The sequence below is a fragment of the Bartonella sp. AD24XZML genome (assembly GCF_042196485.1).
Classification (GTDB): Bacteria; Pseudomonadota; Alphaproteobacteria; order Rhizobiales; family Rhizobiaceae; genus Bartonella.
In genome coordinates this window covers 23,789-48,722 of sequence record NZ_JBHIQH010000052.1, presented here as the reverse complement: position 1 = coordinate 48,722, position 24,934 = coordinate 23,789, and the positions used below count along the sequence as shown (strand labels likewise).

Sequence of the window (24,934 nt, the reverse complement as noted above, 5' to 3'; positions counted from 1 at the left end):
TCAATTCATCACGAGAAATTTTTCGCATAAGTATTAAGAACAGTTATCAACTTATCTTTCAGCTCATCTGTTATTTGCTTTTGCTCAGCAATTGCCTTTAAGAGATCTTGATAATCACTACGCAAAAGCACCAAAAGTCCCTGCTCAAACCGCGCAACATCAGAAACCGCCAAAGCATCAAGATAGCCATTCACACCCGCGAAAATAACCACCACCTGTTCTTCTGTTTTGAGTGGAGAAAATTGCGGCTGCTTCAACAGCTCTGTCAAGCGCGCACCCCGATTTAACAGACGCTGGGTTGACGCATCCAAATCAGAGCCAAACTGCGCAAAAGCTGCCATTTCACGATATTGCGCCAATTCACCTTTAATCGAGCCAGCAACTTGCTTCATCGCTTTAATTTGTGCGGCAGAACCAACACGCGACACAGAAAGACCAACATTTACAGCAGGACGAATTCCTTGATAAAATAAATTAGTCTCTAGAAAAATTTGCCCATCAGTAATCGAAATCACATTTGTAGGAATATAGGCAGAAACATCATTTGCTTGCGTTTCAATAACCGGCAAAGCTGTCAATGACCCAGATCCATTTTCCGCATTCAACTTCGCAGCCCGCTCTAAAAGACGCGAATGAAGATAGAAAACATCTCCCGGATAAGCTTCACGACCTGGAGGACGACGCAATAAAAGAGACATTTGACGATACGCCACCGCCTGTTTTGACAAGTCATCATAACCAATCAAAGCATGTTGCCCATTATCACGGAAATACTCACCCATAGCACACCCAGCAAGAGGTGCAATAAATTGCAGTGGTGCTGGATCAGAAGCGGTCGCTGCAACAATAATAGAATATTCCAGCGCTCCACGTTCTTCTAAAACTTTAACGAATTGTGCCACCGTCGAACGTTTTTGACCGATAGCCACATAAATACAATAAACTTTGTCTTGCTCTCGTCCTGCCCCTTTTTCATGAAAAGGTTTTTGATTTAAAAATGTATCGAGCAAAATTGCTGTTTTTCCTGTTTGGCGATCACCAATCACCAATTCACGCTGCCCCCGTCCAATAGGAATAAGTGCGTCAATCGCTTTCAATCCGGTCGACATCGGTTCATGCACTGACTGACGCGGAATAATTCCAGGCGCCTTAACATCAACACGACGACGCTCCGTTGCTTTAATGGGACCCTTCCCATCGATAGGGTTTCCCAACGCATCAACCACACGTCCCAGCAAAGCGGGGCCCACAGGAACATCGACGATAGCGCCTAACCGCTTTACACAATCACCTTCACGAATATCACGATCTGAGCCAAAAATGACCACACCAACATTATCAACTTCCAAATTGAGTGCCATACCACGCACACCGTTTGGAAAGGCGACCATTTCCCCTGCTTGGACATTATCCAAACCATAAACGCGAGCAATACCATCCCCTACAGAGAGAACCCAACCAATTTCTGAAACCTCAGCCTTTTGGTCAAAGTTTCTGATTTGCTCTTTTAGAATTTTTGAAATTTCAGATGGTCTAATATCCATCAGCTGACCTCTTTTTTCAATGCAAGCTTAAGTGAAGACAATTTTGTGAGAAGAGACGTATCAATTTGAGACGACCCCACACGAACGATTAATCCACCAAGAATTGTTGGATCCACAATGATGTGCAGCAAAACTTTTCCTCCAACAACACCTTCCAAAGCCTCACACAACTCTTGTCTTTGTTGAGAACTTAAGGGGCGCGCAGAAACAATTTGCGTAGTAACCTGCCTACGAGCGCGTGCAACACAATGCTGGAAAGCACGTAAAATACCAAATACGGCACTAAGCCTACGGTTTGTTGCAATAACGCGTAAAAAATTACCAATGACCTGCCCTGCGTTTTTATCAGCAAATTTGATGTTTGCACAAACAGATTGCATCACCTTAATTTGCTCTTTAACTGAAAAGAATGGACTAAGCACAAAGCGTTTTAAATCCTTATGCTCCAAAACAAGCAAAAGATCCTCTACTGCCTTTTCAACCTTTTCAACGTTCCCAGCTTCTTGAACGCAATCAAAAAGCGCTTGCGCATAGCGTTGATCTACCAACGGCAGCGGTATGAGAGAAAATGAATCCGACACGAAATACCGCCTCTTTCCCTTGAGCTACTCTCTGATAGTTATCAGATGAAATGAAACAGACATTCTCAATCTTAAGAATCTTTTTCTTAAAACCTAGAACAAAAATCACTTGGTTTCTAGCATAGACATAGCCGACTCGCAACACTACAAATCGCTGCTTTTTAAAAATTTTAATAAAATATTCAAAATATTTTTGAAAAGCATTTTTTTTAGATATACAGGATGGCATCACAGTTTTTTTATGCCTCTTTTTGACATTCTCTGAGCGATTTTTTCACTCTCTTTGATTTTTCTTCAAATGCCCTTGCCACCATAATAAAACACTTCTTCTCTAAAAAACACTCCCTTTATCACCACAAGACCTTTAATGAGATGCAGCTGCGATTGAAAAAGTCTATTATTTCAAACTGATAAGAAAGAAAAAAACAATGAATATCCTCCTAAAAATTAAAGAAAACATTGATCTTTTTTCTTCAAATACCCACTCCTTTTAAAAAATTTCACCAAGTAATATTTTCTTGTAAGCACACTCTTTAAATATACAACACATTGATTTATAATGATAATATATCATTTTTCATACCGGATAAGCTTCAAATATCGACAAATTCTCTCTTTTCAAATTTTTTTATCAAAATCACGCCCTTCATTAAGCCCGCGTAGCTTCACTTTATATGGCACTATATTGCACTGATTTTAGAAGAAGCATAGATCAATATTAATTTGAACCCGAATAGAATTGGATACTTTTGGTGTACAGCTAAGCATTTTCAGCCCTTATAAAAAGAATCCGCCTATCAAAAGAATACTGTCCCTAACACAAAAAAGGAGTAAAAGCCGAAATGATAGCGCCCTCGAAGAAGAGAGGCGCTTCTGCTGGTTCTATCACAAAGATATTTTTTCCCGTGGCTCTACTTAATGCAATGTACATATATCATATTTTGCTGCCTGGATGCTTATTCTGAATAATACTAAGAGTTCAAGTAAAGCACCTTAAGCAAAGAGATCTTTACTTTATGTGATACTGGTTTTAGAAAAAACTTTGCGGATCAATATCAATTTGAACCCGAACGGAACTGGGCATTTTGGGTGTACCGCTAAGCATTGCATGTATAAACCCTTGTATATCAAAAGAACGCTGTCCTTGCAACAAAAGCCGAAAACGATAACGCCCCCGAACCAAAGCCAAAGGCGCTTCTGCTGGTCCCATAACCGAGATATTTTTTTCCCGTGGCGCTGCCTGACGCAATGCGCGCGCATAATGTTCTGCTGCTTGGCGCTGTTGTGAAGAAACAATCAAAGAGGCAAGCCGCCCATAGGGGGGCAAATGATAATGCTGACGTGCTGCAATCTCACGTGTGTAAAAATCTTCTGGCTGGCATGCAAGTAAGGCTTTGATGACCGGATGATCTGGTTGATAAGTTTGCAATAATCCTAAACTTTTCAATCCCACACGCCCTGCTCTTCCGGTAACTTGAGAAAGCAGCTGATAGGTACGTTCACTTGCGCGTAAATCGCCATTGGCAAGACCAAGATCAGCATCAATAACACCAACCAGCGAAAGCTTGGGAAAATGATGTCCTTTAGCAACCAACTGTGTTCCAATAATAATGTCCACATCGCCATTGGCAATGGCTTGTAATTCGCTTCGCAGCTGCCCAATCCCTCCTTTGAGATCCGTTGAAAGGATCAATGATCGCGCCTGAGGAAAAAGCATTTGTGTTTCTTCGGCAATTCTTTCCACACCCGGTCCACAAGCCACGAGATGATCTAATGTCCCGCATTCAGGACAGGCTTGAGGAAGTGGTTCATGATATCCACAATGATGACATTTCAGTTGCCCTTGCGCACGATGTTCGACCAACCAACTTGAACAATCGGTACAATGAAAACGATGTCCGCAAATTCGGCATAAAGTTAAAGGTGCATAACCACGACGATTAAGAAAAAGAAGAGCTTGTTCGCCCTTATCAAGCGTTTGTTTTAAAGCTCTTTCAAGAGAAAAGGAAATAAAGCGCCCCTTTTGCACCCCTCCTTGGCGCATATCAACCACCCGCAACTGTGGAAGTGCAACTTCTTTAAAACGGGAAGGTAAATGTACCTTTTGATAACGCCCTCTTAAAACATTGGCTTGGCTTTCAATCGACGGTGTTGCTGAAGATAAGATAACAGGAAAACGCTCAAAAGAGCCCCGTGCAACAGCCATATCACGCGCATGGTAAAAAATGCGCTCTTCTTGTTTATAAGCGCTATCATGTTCTTCATCGACAACAATCAAGCCAAGCTCATGAAAGGGAAGAAAAAGCGCTGAACGAGCCCCCGCAACGATACGCACCCGCCCTTCTGCAACTTGCCGCCAAACGCGCTCTCTACGACGTGGCGTCAAATCAGAATGCCATTCCGCTGCCGCAGCTCCAAAGCGTGCATAAAAACGATCTAAAAACTGCTGTGTTAAAGCAATTTCCGGCAATAAAATTAAAACCTGCTTACCCCCTTTGAAGGCTTGAGCGACCGCTTCAAAATAAACCTCTGTCTTTCCTGATCCCGTAACACCATCAAGCAAAAAAACTTGAAACTGAGAAGATAAAACACCTTCCCGCAACATTGTTGCTGCTTCATTTTGCGCTCCCTGCAACTGAGGGGGACAAAAATCAGGATCAGGCATGCCCACAAGATCAGGAGCAGGAACCTTAACATCTTCAAAAATTCCTAGCGCTTTTAAACCTTCAACAACAGAAACCGAAGTTCCAGCCGCATGTGCCAGACCAGAACGTGTCCATATCTTCTCACTGCGCACCAATTCCAAAACCCGTGACCGCGCTGGTGTGAGACGTTCTACATTTCCACCACAATATCGCAAACCCAGCATCTGCGCTTCCGGCTCTAAAGCAGCCGGTACAGACAAAACCAATCGTGCAACAAGACCAAAAGGCGCCATTGTATAGCGACTAACAAAACGCAAAAATGTGATCATTTCTGCCTTTAATGGGGGGCAATCAAAAACATGAAGCAGAGAGCGTAATTTTTCACGCGCCACCAAACCAGACCTTTGCCCATCTGCTGTCTTCTCTCCAACATCCACAACAAAACCGCAAAGCTCGCGCCCCATCACCGGAACCCGAACAAAGGAACCAACGTTCACCTCCATAGAAGAGGGAACTTTATAACTATAAGCGTGAGCAACAGGAAGAGGAACCAATACAGATACAATCTCTTCCTCTATCACGTTTGAATGCATCTTTTAAACCAATCTACGACCTCTTGAGCACCAACAGGTCTACACCTTATCTTTAAACACTCTTATAAAATTCATTGCAGGATTCAATCTCTCCCCCCTATCACAACATTTTTCTCACAAAAATTCTTTTTAATACTCATTTCATCACCAAAGTGCCAATAAAAAAACCAATCTCATCGTCTATAATAAAAAACTCTATAGCAAGAAAAACAGCGCCATTCTTCTGTGCAAATAAAGCTCATCACTATAAGCATTCAACATGATATTGTAAGTACGCTCTTCAACAAAGCTATCCCATAGTGTAACTTCTTCCCAACACACACGTTTATTTTTTTACCGCCTCATATCTCAATTTATCTTCAACAAACTGATTTATAAAGATATAATCATCATTTTACCTATTGTAATAAAACCCTCAATACGATGAATTTTTCTCATTTCAACCCCATCGAGGAACATTTGTAAATCCTTATTAATGAGAGAGTCTCCCATGATTTTAATTACAGGGAGAATAATATCGCAAATGGAACCGTTACAATATTCACCTTGGCTTTGTGCCAAAACGTGGAAACACGTGCGTACATCTTTCAGCTTGATTGAGAATCAAGCAACAATACAAGTAGCACAAAAGCGTATTGTTGAAGAATGGGTAACACAGAATAAATCCATTCGCTTTCATCAAAAACAAAGTTAAACATCCCCCCTGAAAAAGGAAGGTATCTTATGATGCACTCTCCAATATCAAGAGCAATCGCAAATAGGAAATGAGCAAAGTGTTTGATAATGCTAGCTTATTTCCATAAATATAAAAACACCGCTACGCAAAGATGCCAATACGCAAAAATGTTGGTACGCAATGAATTCTATGCCTTATCACGAGTAACACTATGAAATGGATGTGGAAACGATAAATCATATTTCTTTACCGAAAACGAGTACATGATTAACACCATAGCATTCTTGTTTTGTACATAGAGATTAATTCTTTCTCTTGCTTTTGCAGTCAACAATAGCGCATAACAAAAAATAAGATAAAAGCTAAAAAGAAGAGGTTAGAGATGAAGTTTTTTGTGGATAGCGCCAATATCGAAGAAATTCAAGAGTTACAGAATTTAAGCCTTGTTGATGGTGTTACCACCAATCCCTCTCTTATCCTAAAATCAGGACGCAATATTCTTGATGTCACAAAAGAAATTTGTGCTCTCATTAGCGGACCTGTTTCTGCTGAAGTTGCAGCAACGGAATTTGAAAGCATCATGAAAGAAGCAGCTGTTTTAGCAAAGGTTGCCGACAATATTTGTATCAAGCTTCCTTTAACACTCGATGGATTAAAAGCCTGTAAAGCCCTCACAGCAGCAGGACTAAAAACAAATCTCACACTTTGCTTTTCTGCCAATCAAGCCTTACTTGCTGCCAAAGCAGGCGCGACATTTGTTTCGCCTTTTATTGGTAGACTGGATGATTGCGGAAATGATGGAAGTGAACTGCTTCATGAAATTCGCACAATTTATGATAACTATAACTTTGAAACACAAATCTTGGCCGCTTCAATCCGCACCGTTAATCATGTCAAAGAAGCAGCACTCAGTGGTGCTGACGTTGCAACAGTTCCACCAGCAATCTTAAAAGCACTGGTCAAACACCCTCTCACCGACAAAGGGTTGCAAATATTCCTCGACGACTGGAAAAAAACAGGACAAAATATTGCTTAATATCTAGAATTTTTATTGGAAAGATCTTTTGAAAGTAACAAAAAGATCTGTTCAGCCAACTCTTCCGCAACACGTTTTTTTGCATCTTCTTCTGCTTGCAGCGTTGCATATTCTTGACGAAGTCGCTCAAAAGATGCATTCATCATTGCTGTTCCTTTTGCAACAAGAGTATTTTTCATATCCTGCAAAGTATAAGAAGCTCTGCTCATAACAGTTCCAACAGAAGGTCGTCCCTTTCTCTTTTTCTCGAAATCAACCTCTATCTGCATCGATTCTCTTGTAAAGACGGATATCTGCAATGCCAATCGATAAGCAGGTAGAGAAGGTTTACCACCATTTCCATACAAAAGAAACAGCAGATGATTGCGCACCATTTGACCAAAACGATCCGAAGGTTCTTCCACAACAATAGAAGCAAGCTTTTGCGCTAACCCCAAAGAAAATTGTTCAGAAGAGTGCCCAGAAGCAGAATTCATTGTCATTGCACTCTGCAACTCTTGACGGTAAAGCGGTTCAACTTTGCATCCACACAACAGTGTAAAGACACAAGCTAAAACAACAAGCAGAAAACTTTTAAAGAACGACATTCACAATCCTTTGTGGAACAATAATGATTTTTTTCACAGGCTTTTCAACCAGCTGTGCCTTTACAAAATCTAAAGCCAAAACCGCTTCTTTAATCATCACCTCATCAGCAGTTGCTGCAACGCTCACCTCACCGCGTTTTTTACCATTAATTTGTACTGGCAAAGTATAGCATTCCGCAACGGTTAACGCACGATCATAAACAGGCCAAGAAAACGCAGATATTAAATTTTTTCCCCCTAAAGCAGCATGACATTCTTCTGCTAAATGGGGCATCATTGGTGCAATCATAGCAAGAAAAAAATCCATGGCTTGACGTAAAGAAGCTTTCATTTCATCGTCAACACTTTCTATCCTATTTAACAACGGTGCCATAATATTCAAGAATTCATAAAGGCGTGCAATAGCCCGATTAAAAGCGAATTTTTCCAAATCATCTTCTACAGCGCAAAGCGTGCGATGTGCGACCTTTGAGAGTTCCAAAGCCGCCCCCTGATGCCCTGCACAAGGCGCCACATCCTTTAAAATAGAAGCACTCACAGCCACATGGCGCCAAACACGCTGTACAAAGCGATGTGCACCTTCAACACCAGATTCTGTCCAAATGACATCCCGCTCGGGAGGAGAATCTGACAACACAAACCAGCGCACAGTATCAGCGCCATAGGATGCGATAATATCATCAGGATCAACGACATTCTTTTTTGATTTTGACATTTTCTCAATCGAACCAATTGTCACTTCACTTTGATCGGTTAATTTATAAGCACACCGCTTTCCATCTTTTTCAACAATGGAAATATCCGCTGGAGAAACCCACCCTTGATCATCTCGATAGGTTTCATGCACCACCATACCTTGAGTAAAAAGCCCCTTAAAAGGCTCATCCACCGTCACTTGACCAACCAATTTCATAGCACGCATAAAAAAGCGCGCATAAAGAAGATGCAAAATCGCGTGCTCAATTCCACCAATATATTGTTGCACAGGCAACCATTCAGCTGTTGCTTGTTTGTCAACAGGTTCCTGCGCAAAAGGAGCCGTAAAGCGTGCATAATACCAAGAAGAGTCAACAAATGTGTCCATGGTATCGGTTTCGCGTTTGGCCGGTTGACCACAGGAAGGACAAGTAACATTTTGCCATGTTTCATGCCGTGCAAGAGGATTTCCTGGTTGATCAAAAGTAACATCATCAGGCAACACAACCGGTAAATTAGCACGTGGAACAGGGACAACCCCACAAGTTGTACAATGGATCATCGGAATGGGGCACCCCCAATAACGTTGACGTGAAATCCCCCAATCACGCAAACGAAATTGCACTGTTTTCTTCCCTTGCGGTTGCCCATTGAGCATTTGTTTTTCAAGCTTTTTAGCAGCTGCTTCAAAAGCTTGTTGGGGTGTTAAACCATCCAAAAAGCTGGAGTTGATCATCACACCATCACCCGTATAAGGTGTGTCAGCAATGACAAAATCTTCTGCTTGCTCTCCTTTTGGTAAAACCACCGGTTTTATTGGAAGATCATATTTACGCGCAAAATCGAAATCTCTCTGATCATGAGCTGGACAACCAAAAACAACCCCTGTTCCATAATCCATAAGCACAAAATTCGCGATATAAACAGGAATATGTACTGTTGAATCGAAAGGATGAACTGCCAAAAGGGGCGTGAGAAACCCTTGTTTTTCAGCTGTTTCAAGTGCTGCCGTTGTCGTTCCACCACACCGACAATTTTCAATAAAATCACTCAACGCTTTGTCTTTTTTTGCCAAAGCTTGTGCAATAGGATGATCAACAGACAGAGCCAAAAAGGAGGCACCAAAAAGTGTATCAGGACGCGTTGAATAACAAATAACCTCATCAAATTTCTCACAAACATCATCAGCATCACCTGTCGACTTTAAAGCCCAACGAATCAGCAAACCTTGTGATTTTCCAATCCAATTTTTTTGCATGGTGCGAACTTTTTCTGGCCATTGGTTCAGCTCTTCAAGCCCTGCCAAGAGATCTTCACTAAAGTCGCTAATTTTGAAAAACCACTGCGTCAACTCACGTTGTTCCACCAACGCACCAGAACGCCATCCCCGCCCATCAACAACCTGTTCATTGGCCAAAACAGTATGATCAACAGGGTCCCAATTCACCTTAGCCACTTTACGTGCTACCAACCCCTTTTGATAGAAATCAAGGAACAACATTTGTTGGCGATGGTAATATTCCACATCACAAGTTGCAAATTCACGCGCCCAATCGAGTGAGAGTCCTAATTGTTTTAATTGCCCGCGCATGACCGCAATATTTTGATAGGTCCAAGTTTTAGGATGCACTTTACTTTGCAGAGCAGCATTTTCAGCCGGCATACCAAAAGCATCCCACCCCATGGGATGAAGCACATTAAATCCCTTTGCCCTTTTATAGCGTGCAACCACATCCCCCATGGCATAATTGCGCACATGCCCCATGTGAATACGGCCAGAAGGATAAGGAAACATTTCTAAAACATAATATTTTTCACGAGCATCTTCTTGAACAGTCTGAAAAATTTTCTTTTCATCCCAAATTTCTTGCCATTTTTTTTCTCTCGCACGTGGATTATAGCGTTCGCCTATATTATAATGTCCAATTGTCATTCCCATTATACTCTTTTAATAAAACAGAACCAAAAACTTGTTTTATTATGCTTGACCATGGATTAACCTCATCGTCAACATTTTCGTGAAATATTTCCCTAAGTATTTTATAAAACTTTAAAAAAAACGACCAACTCTTGAACAAAAAAAGTAAAGCACAAAAACATGAATACACAAACGCCCCTCGATGCCCCTTCCATTGAAGCATGGCAAAACCTTCAAAAAGACATTGCTGAAACATGTCAAGAACTACAACGCCCCGTAGAAGAAATTGAACTTATCGCTGTTTCAAAAACTGTTTCTGCTGTTGATATACGACCCCTTTTGCAAGCAGGACAATCTTTGTTTGCAGAAAACCGCGTACAAGAAGCAGCACAAAAATGGCCTGCTTTACGTCAACAATTTGAAAATATTAAACTCCATCTCATCGGTCCCCTACAATCAAATAAAACGGCAGAGGCGGTAAAACTTTTTGATGTCATCCAAACGGTTGACCGTGAAAAAATAGCCAAAATTTTATCCGAAGAAATGGAAAAACAAAAAAGGCATCTTCCTTGCTATGTTCAGGTCAATATTGGATTAGAACCGCAAAAAAGTGGTGTTGCACCGCAAGAAGTAATCCCTTTTGTTTCTCAATGCAAAAACAACTATGGACTCGATATCATCGGCCTTATGGGCATCCCCCCTGTCGATGAAAACCCCGGACCCTATTTCGCGCTCTTAGCAAAATTAGCAAAACAAGCAGATCTTCCAAAGCTTTCCATGGGTATGTCCAGTGACTTCAAAACCGCTCTACAGTTTGGCTCTAACGTCCTTCGCATTGGCTCTGCTTTATTTGGAAAACGCCCTGTGTAAAGCAATTTCCCCTCATATAAATTCATTCCCCCTTCATATAAATCTCCCTTGAAAATTCTACAAACAAGCCAAAAACAGCAGAAATGAGAAAAAATATTTCCTTCAATATCAATAAAAGAGCAATTCTAGCAAAAAAGATCTCAGTCCCTCTTTCATCCTGTTAGCAAAATAAGCAAAAAAGCTGGTCTTCTCAAATTTCTCACCGGCACATCCACAACACGTACAATAGATTTAAGATAGCATTGCAATTTGGCTCTCATATTCTCGCACATTGGCTCTACTTCACCTCCCCTCTGACCGCCTCTCCAGCAAAAGCAACGTAAAAAATAAATACTTATATAAAGGCAAAATGATAAGAGGGGCGTTGCGCATGAATGAAAAAACTATCGCGAAATAAATAATTGCAAAAGAATATTCAATACGATTATCGCAATGATTTCCATTAAAAATCATGAATTCTCTTAAACTTCCCCAAAACGCGTAAACAATTTCCCCACATGCCAATGGCGTAAAGCAGGCAAAAAAGAGGCTTATAGTTGCATAATACAGTAATAAAACTCTTTCATGTAAGCCACTTGAGCAAAATAAACATCTCAAATACCCAATAGAGCACCAAGAGCCGCGCTAAACAACATGAATAGCAATCTATAAGGTCCAACGATAGCATAGAGGCTTTCTATGCTCTACAAAGCGTAACATACGATCAATATTCGCCTGAAAATAAAAGAATGAATCCCATTCATATGCACATAATACATGCAGGCAAAACAATGGCAATGAGATCGATCCCAATAACGATATTTCTTTATCGTTCTCATAAACAAAGAGAAAAACACCAATTTTTTTCATATACGCAATTTTTCTAAATTTAAACTTTAATTAAGGAAAAATATGGTGCTGTTTCTTATATTTTAAAATATTGCAAATAATATTGTTATATTATAAATAATAATATTTCATTATATACATAATATAGTTATTATTTATACAGTATTTTTATTGTTATTTTTAAAGTTTATCTTTGACATTTCTCTAAAAATACGTGATAGCCATTTGAAATGTATCATTGTGATACTACTTTTAATGTAGATAATTAAGGAGAATTAATATGTTTGGTTCATTCAACACATTCGGTCATATGGCGACAAAGCCTTCTTTTGGTCATTCGCACAATTCAAGACCTACTCATGGAAATGCATGTAGTCCTGGTGCTTTTATGTCTCACATGAATGCACGTGGCAGCGAAGTAGGATTTCCGGCAGGAGTAGTTGGTGCAATTCAAGGTGGTATAACTGGGGGACCAGTAGGTGCATTTACAGGTGGAATGGGAGCTTTGTCATTGGGATACATAGGAGGTGCTGCTTGGGGCTTTATAGAAAAAGGTCGTGAGTGTTGGTTCTAATTTATAGAGAATAGCGACAAAGATATCTCTGAAATTAATAGTTTTGTAAGTATACTTGAAAGAATATACCAAAGTTAAATATCTACATCTATGGATAAAATATTTTTCAGGGATATCTATTGCGGATCACCTCTTATAATCAGGATTTTGTTATAATGAATATTCTTTATGAAATCATAAGACTGTTTTGCATTCTCATTGTCGTTATCCCTATATATGCTATTGGTTTAAAAAAAATTGGTGGCTACAGTTGGAAACTATCTATAAAAATAGCCTCATTGTCAGTTATTGTGTTTTTTATTCTTGATAGTTTGTGTAGATATTTTGGTTTATATTAATATTTATTGGATGAGTTCCAAGTACACTGAAAAAATAATTTTCAAAGGTATCTATTGATATCACATACTATAACTAGGATTTTGTTATAATGGATATTCACTATGAAATTGTAAGAATGTTTTGCATGTTAATTATAATTACTCCTATAATTGCCATTTCTTTTAAAATATTCAATGGCGTAGGTTGGAGATTGTCTATTATAATGGCATTATCGTCATTTATTATGTTCTTTATTTCTAATTTTTTGCGTAGATATTTTGGTTTATATTAATATTTAGTAAATTATTCTTTTAAAAAGCATTCTCATTCCCTCTCCTTTATAGGGGTATTTTTTTAATATCTTTATGCTTTTATAAAAAGCTCTATACCGCAATAGTCTTTGCCATATTTGAATATCCTAAAAGCATAAAATACCTTTTTAAGAAAAACGTATCAGATTTAAAAATTGACTATTCTAATCTTTGTCATTTAGTCTAACCTCATAATGAAAAGCTTTTGGGAAAACTCTGCCACAAATATAACCATACAAAAATACAGAGGCAGATTTTTCCAAACAATAAAAAGAGGGAAACATGACTGAAAAAATTTATCCAATATCAGAAGAGATCAAAAAAAATACTTTACTCGATGAGGAAACTTATCAACAATGGTATCGAGAAAGCATTAATGATCCAGAAAGCTTCTGGGCAAAACATGGTCAACGCATTGAATGGTTTAAACCTTTTACAAAAGTAAAAAACACTTCTTTTAACGGAGATGTCTCCATTCAATGGTACGAAGATGGGATAACAAATGTTACCTATAATTGCATTGATCGCCACCTGAAAACCCATGGAGACAAAATCGCGCTCATTTGGGAAGGAGATAATCCTTATCATGATAAAAAAATAACCTATAACGAGCTTTATGAACATGTTTGTCGTTTTGCCAATCTTTTGAAAAGTCGTGGCATTAAGAAAGGCGATAAAGTAACCATTTATCTTCCTATGATTCCCGAAGCAGCCTATGCTATGCTTGCTTGTGCTCGCATTGGAGCCATTCATTCGGTTATTTTTGCAGGCTTTTCTGCTGAAGCAATAGCAGGACGCCTTGTTGACTGTGAATCAACCTTTATGATTACCGCTGATCACGGCTTGCGTGGCGGCAAACGGATTAACTTAAAAGACAACGTTGACCATGCTATTGAGATAGCAGCGCGCCAAAACGTGCATGTGGACCAAGTCATGGTTATACGGCGGACTTGTGGACCCATTCAATGGATAGAGGGACGTGATTTTTGGTACCACGAAGAGATAGCTCATGCCAAAACAGCTTGTCCACCAGAACCAATGAACGCTGAAGATCCGCTTTTTATTCTTTATACTTCAGGCTCAACCGGCAAACCCAAAGGTGTTTTGCATACCACAGCAGGCTATCTTGTTTTTGCCGCGATGACACATCAATACGTTTTTGATTACCACCCCGATGAAGTTTACTGGTGTACAGCTGATATTGGTTGGATTACCGGTCATTCTTACTTGGTTTATGGACCTTTATGCAATGGTGCGACCACTTTAATGTTTGAAGGCACACCAACCTTTCCTGACAAAGGAAGATTTTGGCAAATTGTCGACAAGCATCAAGTCAATACACTCTATACCGCACCAACAGCTATCCGCGCCTTAATGGGAGCAGGAAATTCGTTTGTTGAACACTCAGACAGAACGTCGTTGCGTCTTTTAGGCACGGTAGGCGAACCGATTAACCCAGAAGCATGGGAATGGTTTTATCATATAATTGGAAATGACCGTTGTCCGATTCTCGATACATGGTGGCAAACGGAAACAGGAGGGCATATGATCACGCCCTTGCCTGGTGCAACCCCCCTCAAAGCAGGATCAGCCACACGTCCTTTTTTTGGTGTTCAACCCCAAATTGTTGATGCCCAAGGCAATATTTTAGAAGGTGAAGCAGAAGGCAATCTTTGTATCAGTGATTCATGGCCAGGACAAATGCGCACGCTTTATAAAGATCATGAGCGCTTTATTCAAACTTATTTTTCCTCCTATAAAGGAAGATATTTTACAGGCGATGGTTGTAGGCGCGATAGTGACGGCTATTACTGGATTACAGGGCGGGTTGATGACATTCTCAATGTCTCGGGACACAGGTTAGGAACTGCTGAAATTGAATCAGCCCTTGTTTCTCATCCCGCTGTATCAGAAGCAGCTATTGTGGGTTACCCGCATCCCATTAAAGGACAAGGAATTTATAGTTTTATCACCTTAATGGAAGGGACAGCGCCGAGTGAAGAGTTACAAAAAGAGCTTATTAAACATGTAAGACAAGAAATAGGTTCTATTGCCATATTGGATAAAATTCAATTTTCCCCACAGCTTCCCAAAACGCGATCAGGAAAAATTATGAGACGTATTTTACGAAAAATCGCCGAAAACGATTTTGATACTCTCGGAGATATCTCAACTCTTGCCGAACCACAAGTTGTTGAAGATCTGATTGCTAACCGACAAAATTAAAGAACCCACGAAGAAATATAACATACGGTGGTTTTTGTTTTTTTTTGCTAAAATTATCTCAGCATTATTACGAAAACCACCGAGGAGAATAAAAAACAAAACAATTCATGAAAAGCTCAATCATTCTAACAACAAACGCTTTTCTTCATGAGAGGTAAGAAATAATTTAAGCAAAAACCTCAGGATTGGGATACGAACAAGAATAAGAAAGTAAGATAAAAAGAGCAACATAGCTTTTTAAAATCACCTAATGTCCACTCAATGCAAAAAAAGCCTCTGAGTAAGAAGGAAAAATAGTTCTGATGTTTATGCTAGAATCCCTTTGAAATTCCTGCTAAAATCATAAATAAGGCTAAAAAAAGAAAGTATAAGTGATAATATTCTTGAGCAAAAATATTTATCTATAACGAGGGTGTATAAAAAATATTGAAAACCATGAAATCTAAAATAAACAAGCTTACAACAAAAATCTAAAGCAATGAAAGTAAGAGTTATTAGAATAAATGATGCAATATAAAATCAGGAGTAATAATAAAAAGTGATTCATTTTGAAAATGTCGGCCTACGCTATGGAATGGGCCCTGAGGTCCTTCGTGATATTAGCTTTCATATTCCTCCTGGATCATTTCAATTTCTCACAGGTGCCTCTGGAGCAGGGAAAACGTCGCTGATGCGTCTTATGTTTTTAGCACTCAAACCCACCCGCGGTCATATTGATCTCTTTGGAACAGACACAGCATTACTCAAACGACAAGAGCTCCCTGCGCTGCGACAACGTATCGGGGTGGTTTTTCAAGATTTTCGTTTACTCGACCACATGACCACTTATGAAAATGTTTCCTTACCTTTACGCATTAAAGGACAAGAAGAAGCAACCTATCGCAGTGAAGTGGAAGATCTTCTCTGTTGGGTAGGTCTTGGAGATCATATTCATGTTTTACCACCGGTTCTTTCCGGTGGGGAAAAACAAAGGGTAGCCATTGCACGCGCACTCATTGATCAACCTGAAATTCTACTTGCCGATGAACCCACCGGAAATGTCGATCCGCCCTTGGCAAAACGCCTCCTGCGTTTGTTTATTGAATTAAACCGTTTTGGAACGGCTGTTATCATTGCCACCCATGATATTGCCTTAATGGAACAAGTTGCAGCACGGCGTATGCTTCTCCATAACGGACGGATGACGATTCATGAATAAATTTTTCTCCGTTTTTACCAGCAATAAAAAAAATACAACAGCGATTATTCCCAGTGGTAATATTTCTGGAAAAGCATTGGTTGCCGTGATTGCTATTATGACATTTCTTTCAAGCCTCACCTTAATCGGAGTTGATTTGGTCCAACGTGCCGCCGAAAATTGGAGTAATCAGATTAGCTATGAAGCAACAATACAGATACGCCCCATTGACAATGTTGATATCAACAAAGCACTCCGTGATGCCGTAGAATTGGTTAAAACCTTTTCTGGTGTACAAGATGCAAAAATTGTTGACCAAAAAGCCACTGAAAAGTTACTGGAGCCATGGCTTGGAACAGGCTTCAATGTCAATGAACTACCCCTTCCCCGCCTCATCATTGTGACCCTGAAGAGAAATGAAAAAATCAATTTTGCAGCCATTAATCACGCCATTAAAACCCAAATTCCAGGAGGTCAATTTGATGATCACCGTGTTTGGGTTCATCGTTTTGCGACCATGGCACACACCACTGTTTTCATTGGTTTTTCAATTTTAGCATTGGTTTTAGGCTCTCTTATCCTCACCATCATTTTTGCCACCCGCAATGCATTGGCAGAAAATACACATATTATCAATGTCTTATATTTCCTTGGTACTGAAACTCTTTTCATTGCTCGCCAATTTGACTGGCATTTTTTTAAAACTGCGCTGCGTGGTGCTTTATATGGTGGTCTCACAAGCATCTTTCTGTTTTCAGCCTTTTGTCTCTGGACGAATTATAACCTAGGAAGAGCAGAAGCCAGCCAAATAACGGCTTTATTAGGACATATTTCCATAAGTTCCATTCCTTATGGCAAAATCACTCTGCTTATTATTTTTGTTTCTTTTCTCACCACCCTTACCAACCGCATGACTATTTTAGCGCAACTGAAAAAAATCGATCAATGTGAAAACGGTTTATTTTAATTTTATGACTTACAACAGCCCCAACTCATTGATGCAAAAAAATTTAGACCGCTCTATTCCAAAACGTCCCCACTATAGTTGGTCTCCCCGCTGCTTATTTCGCTATTTTCCACCCACAACACTGACTCTTGTAGTCATTGTTTTCATTTTTTGGGGTGGTTTTATTATTTTTTCTGAAAAAACCGAACGACTTGTCCCCCCAACGCCTCTTCCCAAAGCCGATGCTATCATTGTGCTTACAGGTGGAGAACACCGAATAGAGACAGGACTTCATCTCTTACAAAAGGGGCTTGGTTCACGACTCCTCATCAGTGGCGTAAATACCTCAACAAACCTGAAGAGTTTCATGCATAACATGCATATTAACCCACAGCTTATCTCCTGTTGTATTGACATTGGGCATCAAGCGATTAACACCAGAGGAAACGCCGAAGAAAGCGCTGCTTGGATCGAAAAGCATCACTATAAAACCCTTTATATCGTCACCCATGATTACCACATATGGCGCTCGATGCGTGAACTTAAATATCTCATGCCTGATATCCATTTCATTGCTTATCCTGTGAAGAAGAGCAAAGCTGAAAGCACAATACAACAGATCAAGCAAGCCCGTATTCTCATATTCCAATATATTAAAACACTGCAAGTCTATATCAGAACCGCCTTCTGACCTTTCTCCCTGATCTTTATTCTTATGACTTTAAACCTTGCTACCCTCTGACTGCTTTACCCTTCTCTCCATACCTTTCCACACGAATTACCGCCATAAAAGCCCGCCAGAACTTCCCCCCATACAAAGCACAACGCCCCGATACACGTGTCACTGTCTCGCACGTTCACCCAAAACATCTCTTACATCCCAAACATATCTCACAACACGTGATCTATCTAATGCCATCCCCAATATAGAAGACAGCTCTTGTAAATAAATCTTCCCAGATAGCTATAAGATCAAACTTGTCATAAAAATCTATTTACACCACTGTCTTACCCTTCATAAAAAATGCAAACCGCCCCACCCTATATTTTGCCACCCCCAAGTATTACGATAGCTCTTACGCCACTTGGGATGATTGGTAAGAGAAATGCTTTACGCCTTTCTTAAACACGCACATACCAACCTCATATGACATGCAAAGAAGTAATTTTAATAGATTTAAAATAAGAAAATTTATAATACTTAGATTTCTCATTTAACAGAGAGAACATTAAACTATCATTATAAATCAATATATTAGTAACTACTTCTTCATTCTACAAAGCATCTTCATAAGAGCATTTTAGATCACAGATAGGAATAAGCTCAAAACGCACACCGCGACAAATACCCTACATTTTTTATCGCAATCTTTTTTGAAATCATTTCGCTCTCTAAGATCACTTTTTGTCGGGTTTCCTCCCCAAAAAAGAACGAAAATTTTTAAACTCTATTGATCTGTAAACAATAATAACTCAGCTTCTTGTCTAACGCGTTCTCCCTGCTCACTTCAATATCAGAACACCTCAAAGGACAGATTTCATGAGAATTGTCATGTCCTCTCAACATCTCAAAGGACGATGATTCCTATCAGCAACGATTTGTAAACAGTTCACTTTCTCTGGACAAGTTCCACTCAGCTTCCCCATTTATATGGTTTACTTACATAAAGCTCGACAAGAAAACCCTGCCTGAGAATATTCATCACTGCCGCTAAAGCTCATGCGTCATAATTTTAGCGACCTCACTGCCTAAGGTGCTTTATCACATACAATATATTGATTTATAATGAAAATTTATTACGCTTCAACTTGAATGAGAGCTCTCAATATCATCAGATTCTCTCATTTCAAATCTGCTCTCTATTGAATCAATCAAAACCATTTTCTTGCACATCACATAGGACTTGCACATCACAAAGGAAGAGAGCCTGCGCAGCGTAAAACTGTACAAGAAAGGCACGCCTCTTATGGACTGTCTCAAGTGTCGAGGGCTTATCGCAAAACCCACGAACGAGCAAAGTATATGAGAGTGCCAGCTTGTTACGACTCGAGACTATTTTACCGCACGATGGATAATTTAACCCTTTCAGTTTCTCTCACTTCCAATTTTGGAAGATTACGCACAATTTTCATCGTTTCTAAACTTACCGTAATAACCCGTTGAAACAATTCCAATGGATAAGCTGGATTACCCACCGTTTCAACAGCATAGCGATTAGCATCATTAACAAGTCCATTCGCTTTATCCGTTTTGACAACCTGCCGCTCCATCACCCATTCAAGAGCAGACCTGCCATTGACCACATACTCATAAGCTTCAAGAGGAATATTCTGTATCGTGATATGCGCATTATAAACGACTGTGCTCTTATCAATAGCACCACGCTTACCAGCAAATTTCATCGCTTCAACACGATAGAAACTCTTCTCATCAGAAATCACCCAAGTTCTTGGATCACCCTGTTTATAGGTAACGGGATAGGGTTCAACCTCTTCATAATTCATATGCAAATCACCAAGCTTGCGCCCCGCTGTAACAAAAGCCCAAAAATCTTCTACTCTTTTGACCGTTGGAATACGCGGCAATTGTTTAGATAAATTATGCGCATAACGAGCACGATAATCTTCAGAATGCAAAATCCCATAAACATAATAAAACAAATCATCCTTTGTTATCATTTCACCAGGATAAGCTGCCTTAAAATAAGCCAACCCTTCATCCGTAAGAGCATCACGCCGCTCTAAACCAGTTTCTTTGCTTTCCTCTGCAAAATTTGCAAACAAATGAACCTGATTCCCTTTTTTAGCTCCCAAGGACACAGCATCTTCATAAACATACCGTGGAAAACATTGGCCTTTCTCCATTGCATCCAAGCTAGGCAAGCCCCTACTCATCAGAACAGAAAATCCACTGCTTGCTCCAACTCCCGTAACTTGTATCACCTTATTTTCAGCCGCCTTTTCTAAAGGAAAGATACGTGGCATTTGGTATACTCTCTCATTAAAAACACGATTATAATAAAGCCACTGTTGTGTAAAAGGACGATAAAGGCTCTGAGTAATATACGTATCTTTAAATTTAAAAGCCTTTCCCCTTATTAATTCTTCTTTAAGGCTACTACTCCAACTAATCTTTTTAGCATCTGTATTGACAAAATTGTTCACAGCATTTGCACGCATCTTGCGATCAGAATGCGCATAAGCATTATTAAAATGTTCTACTTCACTGTTATAGAAAGCAATCATATTGCGCATATTTTTTGCTAAAGATTCACGGCTTGAATTATATGCCCAAGCATCACGACCCGTTTGTATACCACGAGAAAAATTTTTAAAGAGCTTTTTATCACTGCCCTTCTTATCACCTAAGGCTAGAAATTTTTCAAAATCACCATTACGTTGATCTAACCAATCGCCATGTGCATCTGGTATAATCATCTGCCAACCGTGTTCACGCTTGATAGCGTTAACACTTCCAAAATGCTGAAGCTCACTGAGTTTCTCTTTTGTCGTGAGATTATCCCCAATATCATGATAGTAAATTTTACAAGGCTCAGAAACATTTGGATTTTTAACAAACAGTGTCACAGCAATTCCTGTCATACTTCCACTTCCAAAAATATTTTGCCCTTCTTGAGCACGTCCTTTACTCATCATATTTTTACGAATATCACCCCGTAAATTGAAAACATAAATACTTGAAAATTCTTCATTCAATTCTTTTCGTAAGCCATTCATAGAATATCCACTGATAAAACCCGCATTTGTCACAAAACCAATAACACCACAGTCTTTTATGCGATCACTTGCCCAACGAATGGCACGAATATAACTGTCATAAAGTCCATTAACATTGCTCGCTTTGGACTGAGCAGCATAAGTTTCACGGATGCGACGATCCAATTTAGGATAGCTTATATTCTGCGCATTATCGTTTTCATTTTTTTGTCCAGAAGAATAAGGGGGATTGCCAACAATAACACGAATATCCAGTTCCTTCTGGCGTGAGCGACGAGTGCTGTTATCCACCAACAAATCACTGATCAGGTCTTTTTCTTGCTCATAAAGCTGGAATGTATCGGTTAAACAAATTCCCTCAAACGGAACATAACCTCCCCCCATCAGACCATGATAGGTTGTCTCAATATTAATAGCTGCAATATAATAGGCTAAAAGCATGATCTCATTGGCATGGATTTCATGACAAAATTTGTGTTTCATCTCCTCTGGTTTTATCAAACCCGATTGTAAAAGCCGCGTGATAAAAGTCCCCGTTCCAGTAAAGGGATCAATAATGTGAATACCCGATGAGCCAAGCGTTTGCCCAAATTCATTTTGCAAGACATCATTGACAGAGTTCAAAATAAAATCCACCACCTCAACGGGCGTATAAACAATCCCTAATTTTTCGACCGTACGTGGAAAAGCATAACGGAAAAATTTATCGTAAAGATCTACAATTAATCTCTGCTTGGCTTTTGGATCCGTAATGCCACTGGCGCGTAATTTTACACTTGCGTAAAATTTTTCCAGATCTTTGGATTCCTTATCAAGATTTGCCTCATCAAGCACATCAAGCATACGCTGCATAGCACACGAAACAGGGTTCTCACGTGTGAACTGATAGCCTTCAAACAACACCTGAAAGACAGGACGCGTGATAATATGCTGTGCCAACATCTCAATCGCATCAGCTTCTGTAACAGCATCATTTAAATCATCACGCAGTTCTGCCACAAACCTGTCAAAGGCTTGACGCGCCTCAGTATCTGGCTTTGCCAGAATACCTGTTAAGCGTGCAATATGATTCTTAGCAATTTCCGCAATATTGCTCGCCCAATCCTCCCAATAATCTCGTGTCCCACACTTTTTGACAATCTTTGCCATGATGGCACGCGAAATCTCATCCACAGGGAAAGCAAGCTCCCCTTGTCCATCTGTAAAAAGGATATCACGCTCCGCTGTACCAATGCCCAATCGTGCTGGTTGTGCGCGTAGTGGAAGATTGTCTACAACAGCCGTAATAGCCTTTAATTCAGTGCTCTGTGTGACACCAATAATCTCAATCACATTGCTAATATCTTGCCCGAGGGATGCCTTATTAATCGTCGCCTCAAAACGATCATCATGCGCACGCAAAGCATTTAAAATTTGCCAGATAACCCGATATTTATCATTGTTGTTCAAAGCCTGTTCCGCTGGAGTATCAGGAGGAATACCAATTGGCAAAATGACATATCCCATCTTTTTACCTTCAGAGCGACGCATCACCCGCCCAACCGCTTGCACAACATCAATCTGGCTCTTGCGTGGATTTAAAAACATGATCGCATCAAGAGCCGGAACATCCACCCCCTCAGACAAACACCGTGCATTGGTCAAAATACGACAAACATCATCCCCACTATCAGCTTTCAGCCAGTCAAGCAATGCACCACGATCCTTCGCATTGAAAGTGCCATCAACATGCTCAATTTCACACTTCAGAAAATGCTCATTTTCTGTATCCTCTTTCGTATAATCAAGATATTCTCTAACAACCGCAGAAAATTCATTACACACCAGTTTAGAACTTTGAATAGTTTTACAAAACGCTAAAGCACGATGCATAGGATATAAATCCGTACCAACATCAGCCTTCATATTTTGTTTTGTCAAAGCCTTATAACAGCCAATAATCTTCGTTGCATCATCAAGAATAAGCTCAGAATCGCTATCACTAAGGCGCTTCTGAACAGCGGAACTGACCAATTTTTCGTCCATTGCTAAGACTATAACCTTATAATCTGTTAAAAGATTATTTTGTACTGCCCATGAAAAACCCCGATAAAAAAGTGTTTTACCAAAAAGCTTTTCATCATCCATCGAAGCAAGAACGGCATTAACTTCATTCGCGCGACTTTTTGCATTATCACCAAAAATGCGTGGTGTCGCTGTCATATAAAGGCGTTTCTTGGCGCGAATAACATCATTAGAATGCACCTTAACAAAATTGGATTCATCCTCTCCAACCAGCGTTGCCCCTGTTGTTCGATGTGCTTCATCACAAATGATAAGATCAAATGTTGGCAAACCATAGTTTTTCTGAGCATCAGCAATCACCTGAATGGATTGATAGGTTGCAAACACTACGGTCATCTTATCTGCAATACTCTTCCCCACCTGTTCTGCAAGTTTAGCAGCATCGGTTGTCGCCGGAAAAGCAAGATCAAACACATCAATTTCAGCAACATCATCACTGTTTTTACGACGCTTTCCCACTTGTATATCGGAACAAACAGCAAAGGATCTCAATCCGATTTCTGCATCCGTTGTCCATTCACGCACCGTCTGTGACATCAGCGCCAAAGAAGGAACAAGAAACAAAACAAACTTGCCTTCACCCGCCAAATCCTCAGCAATTTTAAGACTGGTAAATGTCTTACCAGTCCCACAAGCCATAATGAGCTTACCCCGATCTGCTTGAGCAAGCCCAGCACGCACATCACGCAATGCTTCCAATTGATGTGGACGCAACTTCTTTTTATCCTCCAAAACAACTTTGCCTTTGGCTGCAAAAATTTCCCAACAGACCGGACTTTGTTGCATATCGGAAAGATTAATTCGTATAACAGGAATATCCTGCCCCCGTATCATTGTTTCAGCGTTATCACTCCAAGCACTTTCAGTACTATCTATAATAACACGCCGCTTGAATGGAGCTTTCCCTGATGCCGAAATAAAACTATCAATATCTGCTTTTTTAATTCGATAGGCTGCATCATAAAATTTACATTGGATTGCCGCAAATCCCTCTTCATTACGAAGCTTTGCCACAAGATCAATGCCAATATCACGACCATCCCAACCATTTTCATGCGCCCAATCCTTAAAAGTTTGAACCTTTTCATAACACCCAGACTGGAGAGGATCATATATTAGATAAGCAAGAGCAAAACGCTCAAAATATGTACCTTTATCTCGTTCGGTACGCGCTTCATCACGATATGTCTGTAAAAGCGATTGCAGCGTCGTCATGCTTCCCCCCAATGAAAAATACCTTCAATTATCGAATCTAAACCAATTCGTCAATGCCTCTTGTTCTACCAAAAAAACTTAAAAAAGCTTAAAATTGCTTGATTTTAAGACATTTCTTCTATGCTTAATTAAATCAACAAGAGAGAATCTTTTGATCCTTTTGAGTATCCCCCAAATCATATGATGCATTTATTGATGTCTATATCCCTATGGAAATAAACGGTAAGGCGTGATGATTTTGAAAATATTTTTTGCCTTTTGTTAAGAATACAAAATAAAGTGCGCAATAATTTTAGGATTTAGCTTAGGAATGAGAGGGGGGAAATGGATACGACACCTGCGAACACACAAGACACCAAGGAAGAAACTCCACACACAAAACAGCGCATTT

The 24,934-nt window shown here is 39.8% G+C and carries 14 protein-coding genes; 8 read left to right on the top strand and 6 right to left on the bottom strand.

Features of this window, described 5'->3' with window-relative positions; all coding sequences use genetic code 11:
- Window positions 1-8: 8 nt before the first annotated feature.
- The 3 genes from atpA to ACFIMX_RS04770 form a co-directional block, all read right to left on the bottom strand.
- Window positions 9-1,544: a F0F1 ATP synthase subunit alpha gene (gene atpA / locus ACFIMX_RS04780; RefSeq protein WP_375617835.1), complete on the bottom strand. Its 1,536-nt coding sequence runs from the start codon at window positions 1,542-1,544 to the stop codon at window positions 9-11.
- Window positions 1,544-2,125, bottom strand: a complete 582-nt coding sequence (gene atpH, locus ACFIMX_RS04775) for an ATP synthase F1 subunit delta (protein ID WP_375617834.1) — start codon at window positions 2,123-2,125, stop codon at window positions 1,544-1,546. Before atpH ends, atpA begins: the two co-directional genes overlap by 1 nt.
- 1,030 nt (window positions 2,126-3,155) lie before the next feature.
- A complete protein-coding gene (locus tag ACFIMX_RS04770) occupies window positions 3,156-5,363 on the bottom strand; it encodes a primosomal protein N' (RefSeq protein ID WP_375640381.1) in 2,208 nt (735 codons plus the stop codon).
- Window positions 5,364-5,853: 490 nt separating this feature from the next.
- On the opposite strand from ACFIMX_RS04770, the gene ACFIMX_RS04765 reads away from it, so the two are divergent.
- Entirely contained in the window at window positions 5,854-6,057 is a 204-nt protein-coding gene (locus ACFIMX_RS04765; RefSeq protein WP_375617832.1) for a hypothetical protein, read from the top strand.
- Between the two features lie 364 nt (window positions 6,058-6,421).
- On the top strand, window positions 6,422-7,075 hold the full coding sequence (gene fsa / locus ACFIMX_RS04760; RefSeq protein ID WP_375617831.1) for a fructose-6-phosphate aldolase: 654 nt from the start codon (window positions 6,422-6,424) through the stop codon (window positions 7,073-7,075).
- Here the strand turns inward: fsa and lptE are convergent.
- On the bottom strand, window positions 7,072-7,662 hold the full coding sequence (gene lptE, locus ACFIMX_RS04755; protein WP_375633462.1) for an LPS assembly lipoprotein LptE: 591 nt from the start codon (window positions 7,660-7,662) through the stop codon (window positions 7,072-7,074). The genes fsa and lptE overlap by 4 nt on opposite strands.
- Window positions 7,649-10,291: a leucine--tRNA ligase gene (gene leuS / locus ACFIMX_RS04750; protein WP_375694148.1), complete on the bottom strand. Its 2,643-nt coding sequence runs from the start codon at window positions 10,289-10,291 to the stop codon at window positions 7,649-7,651. Before leuS ends, lptE begins: the two co-directional genes overlap by 14 nt.
- Before the next feature lie 165 nt (window positions 10,292-10,456).
- On the opposite strand from leuS, the gene ACFIMX_RS04745 reads away from it, so the two are divergent.
- The 6 genes from ACFIMX_RS04745 (at window position 10,457) to ACFIMX_RS04720 (ending at window position 18,217) form a co-directional block, all read left to right on the top strand.
- Window positions 10,457-11,146 carry a YggS family pyridoxal phosphate-dependent enzyme gene (locus tag ACFIMX_RS04745; protein ID WP_375694096.1) on the top strand — a complete coding sequence of 230 codons (690 nt, stop codon included), beginning with the start codon at window positions 10,457-10,459 and terminating at the stop codon, window positions 11,144-11,146.
- Between the two features lie 1,108 nt (window positions 11,147-12,254).
- A complete protein-coding gene (locus ACFIMX_RS04740) occupies window positions 12,255-12,548 on the top strand; it encodes a hypothetical protein (RefSeq protein ID WP_375606591.1) in 294 nt (97 codons plus the stop codon).
- 911 nt (window positions 12,549-13,459) lie between these two features.
- Window positions 13,460-15,403 (top strand): acetate--CoA ligase, encoded by a 1,944-nt coding sequence (gene acs / locus ACFIMX_RS04735; RefSeq protein WP_375640385.1) that lies wholly within the window; start codon window positions 13,460-13,462, stop codon window positions 15,401-15,403.
- A gap of 538 nt (window positions 15,404-15,941) precedes the next feature.
- Window positions 15,942-16,601: a cell division ATP-binding protein FtsE gene (gene ftsE, locus ACFIMX_RS04730; RefSeq protein WP_273723097.1), complete on the top strand. Its 660-nt coding sequence runs from the start codon at window positions 15,942-15,944 to the stop codon at window positions 16,599-16,601.
- Window positions 16,594-17,547, top strand: coding sequence for a cell division protein FtsX (locus ACFIMX_RS04725; protein ID WP_375617826.1), 954 nt, complete (start codon window positions 16,594-16,596; stop codon window positions 17,545-17,547). The genes ftsE and ACFIMX_RS04725 overlap by 8 nt, the downstream gene beginning before the upstream one ends.
- A 4-nt stretch (window positions 17,548-17,551) precedes the next feature.
- Window positions 17,552-18,217 (top strand): YdcF family protein, encoded by a 666-nt coding sequence (locus ACFIMX_RS04720; RefSeq protein ID WP_375617825.1) that lies wholly within the window; start codon window positions 17,552-17,554, stop codon window positions 18,215-18,217.
- A 1,367-nt stretch (window positions 18,218-19,584) separates the two neighbouring features.
- Here the strand turns inward: ACFIMX_RS04720 and ACFIMX_RS04715 are convergent.
- Entirely contained in the window at window positions 19,585-24,543 is a 4,959-nt protein-coding gene (locus ACFIMX_RS04715; RefSeq protein ID WP_375694095.1) for a DEAD/DEAH box helicase, read from the bottom strand.
- Window positions 24,544-24,934 lie beyond the last annotated feature (391 nt).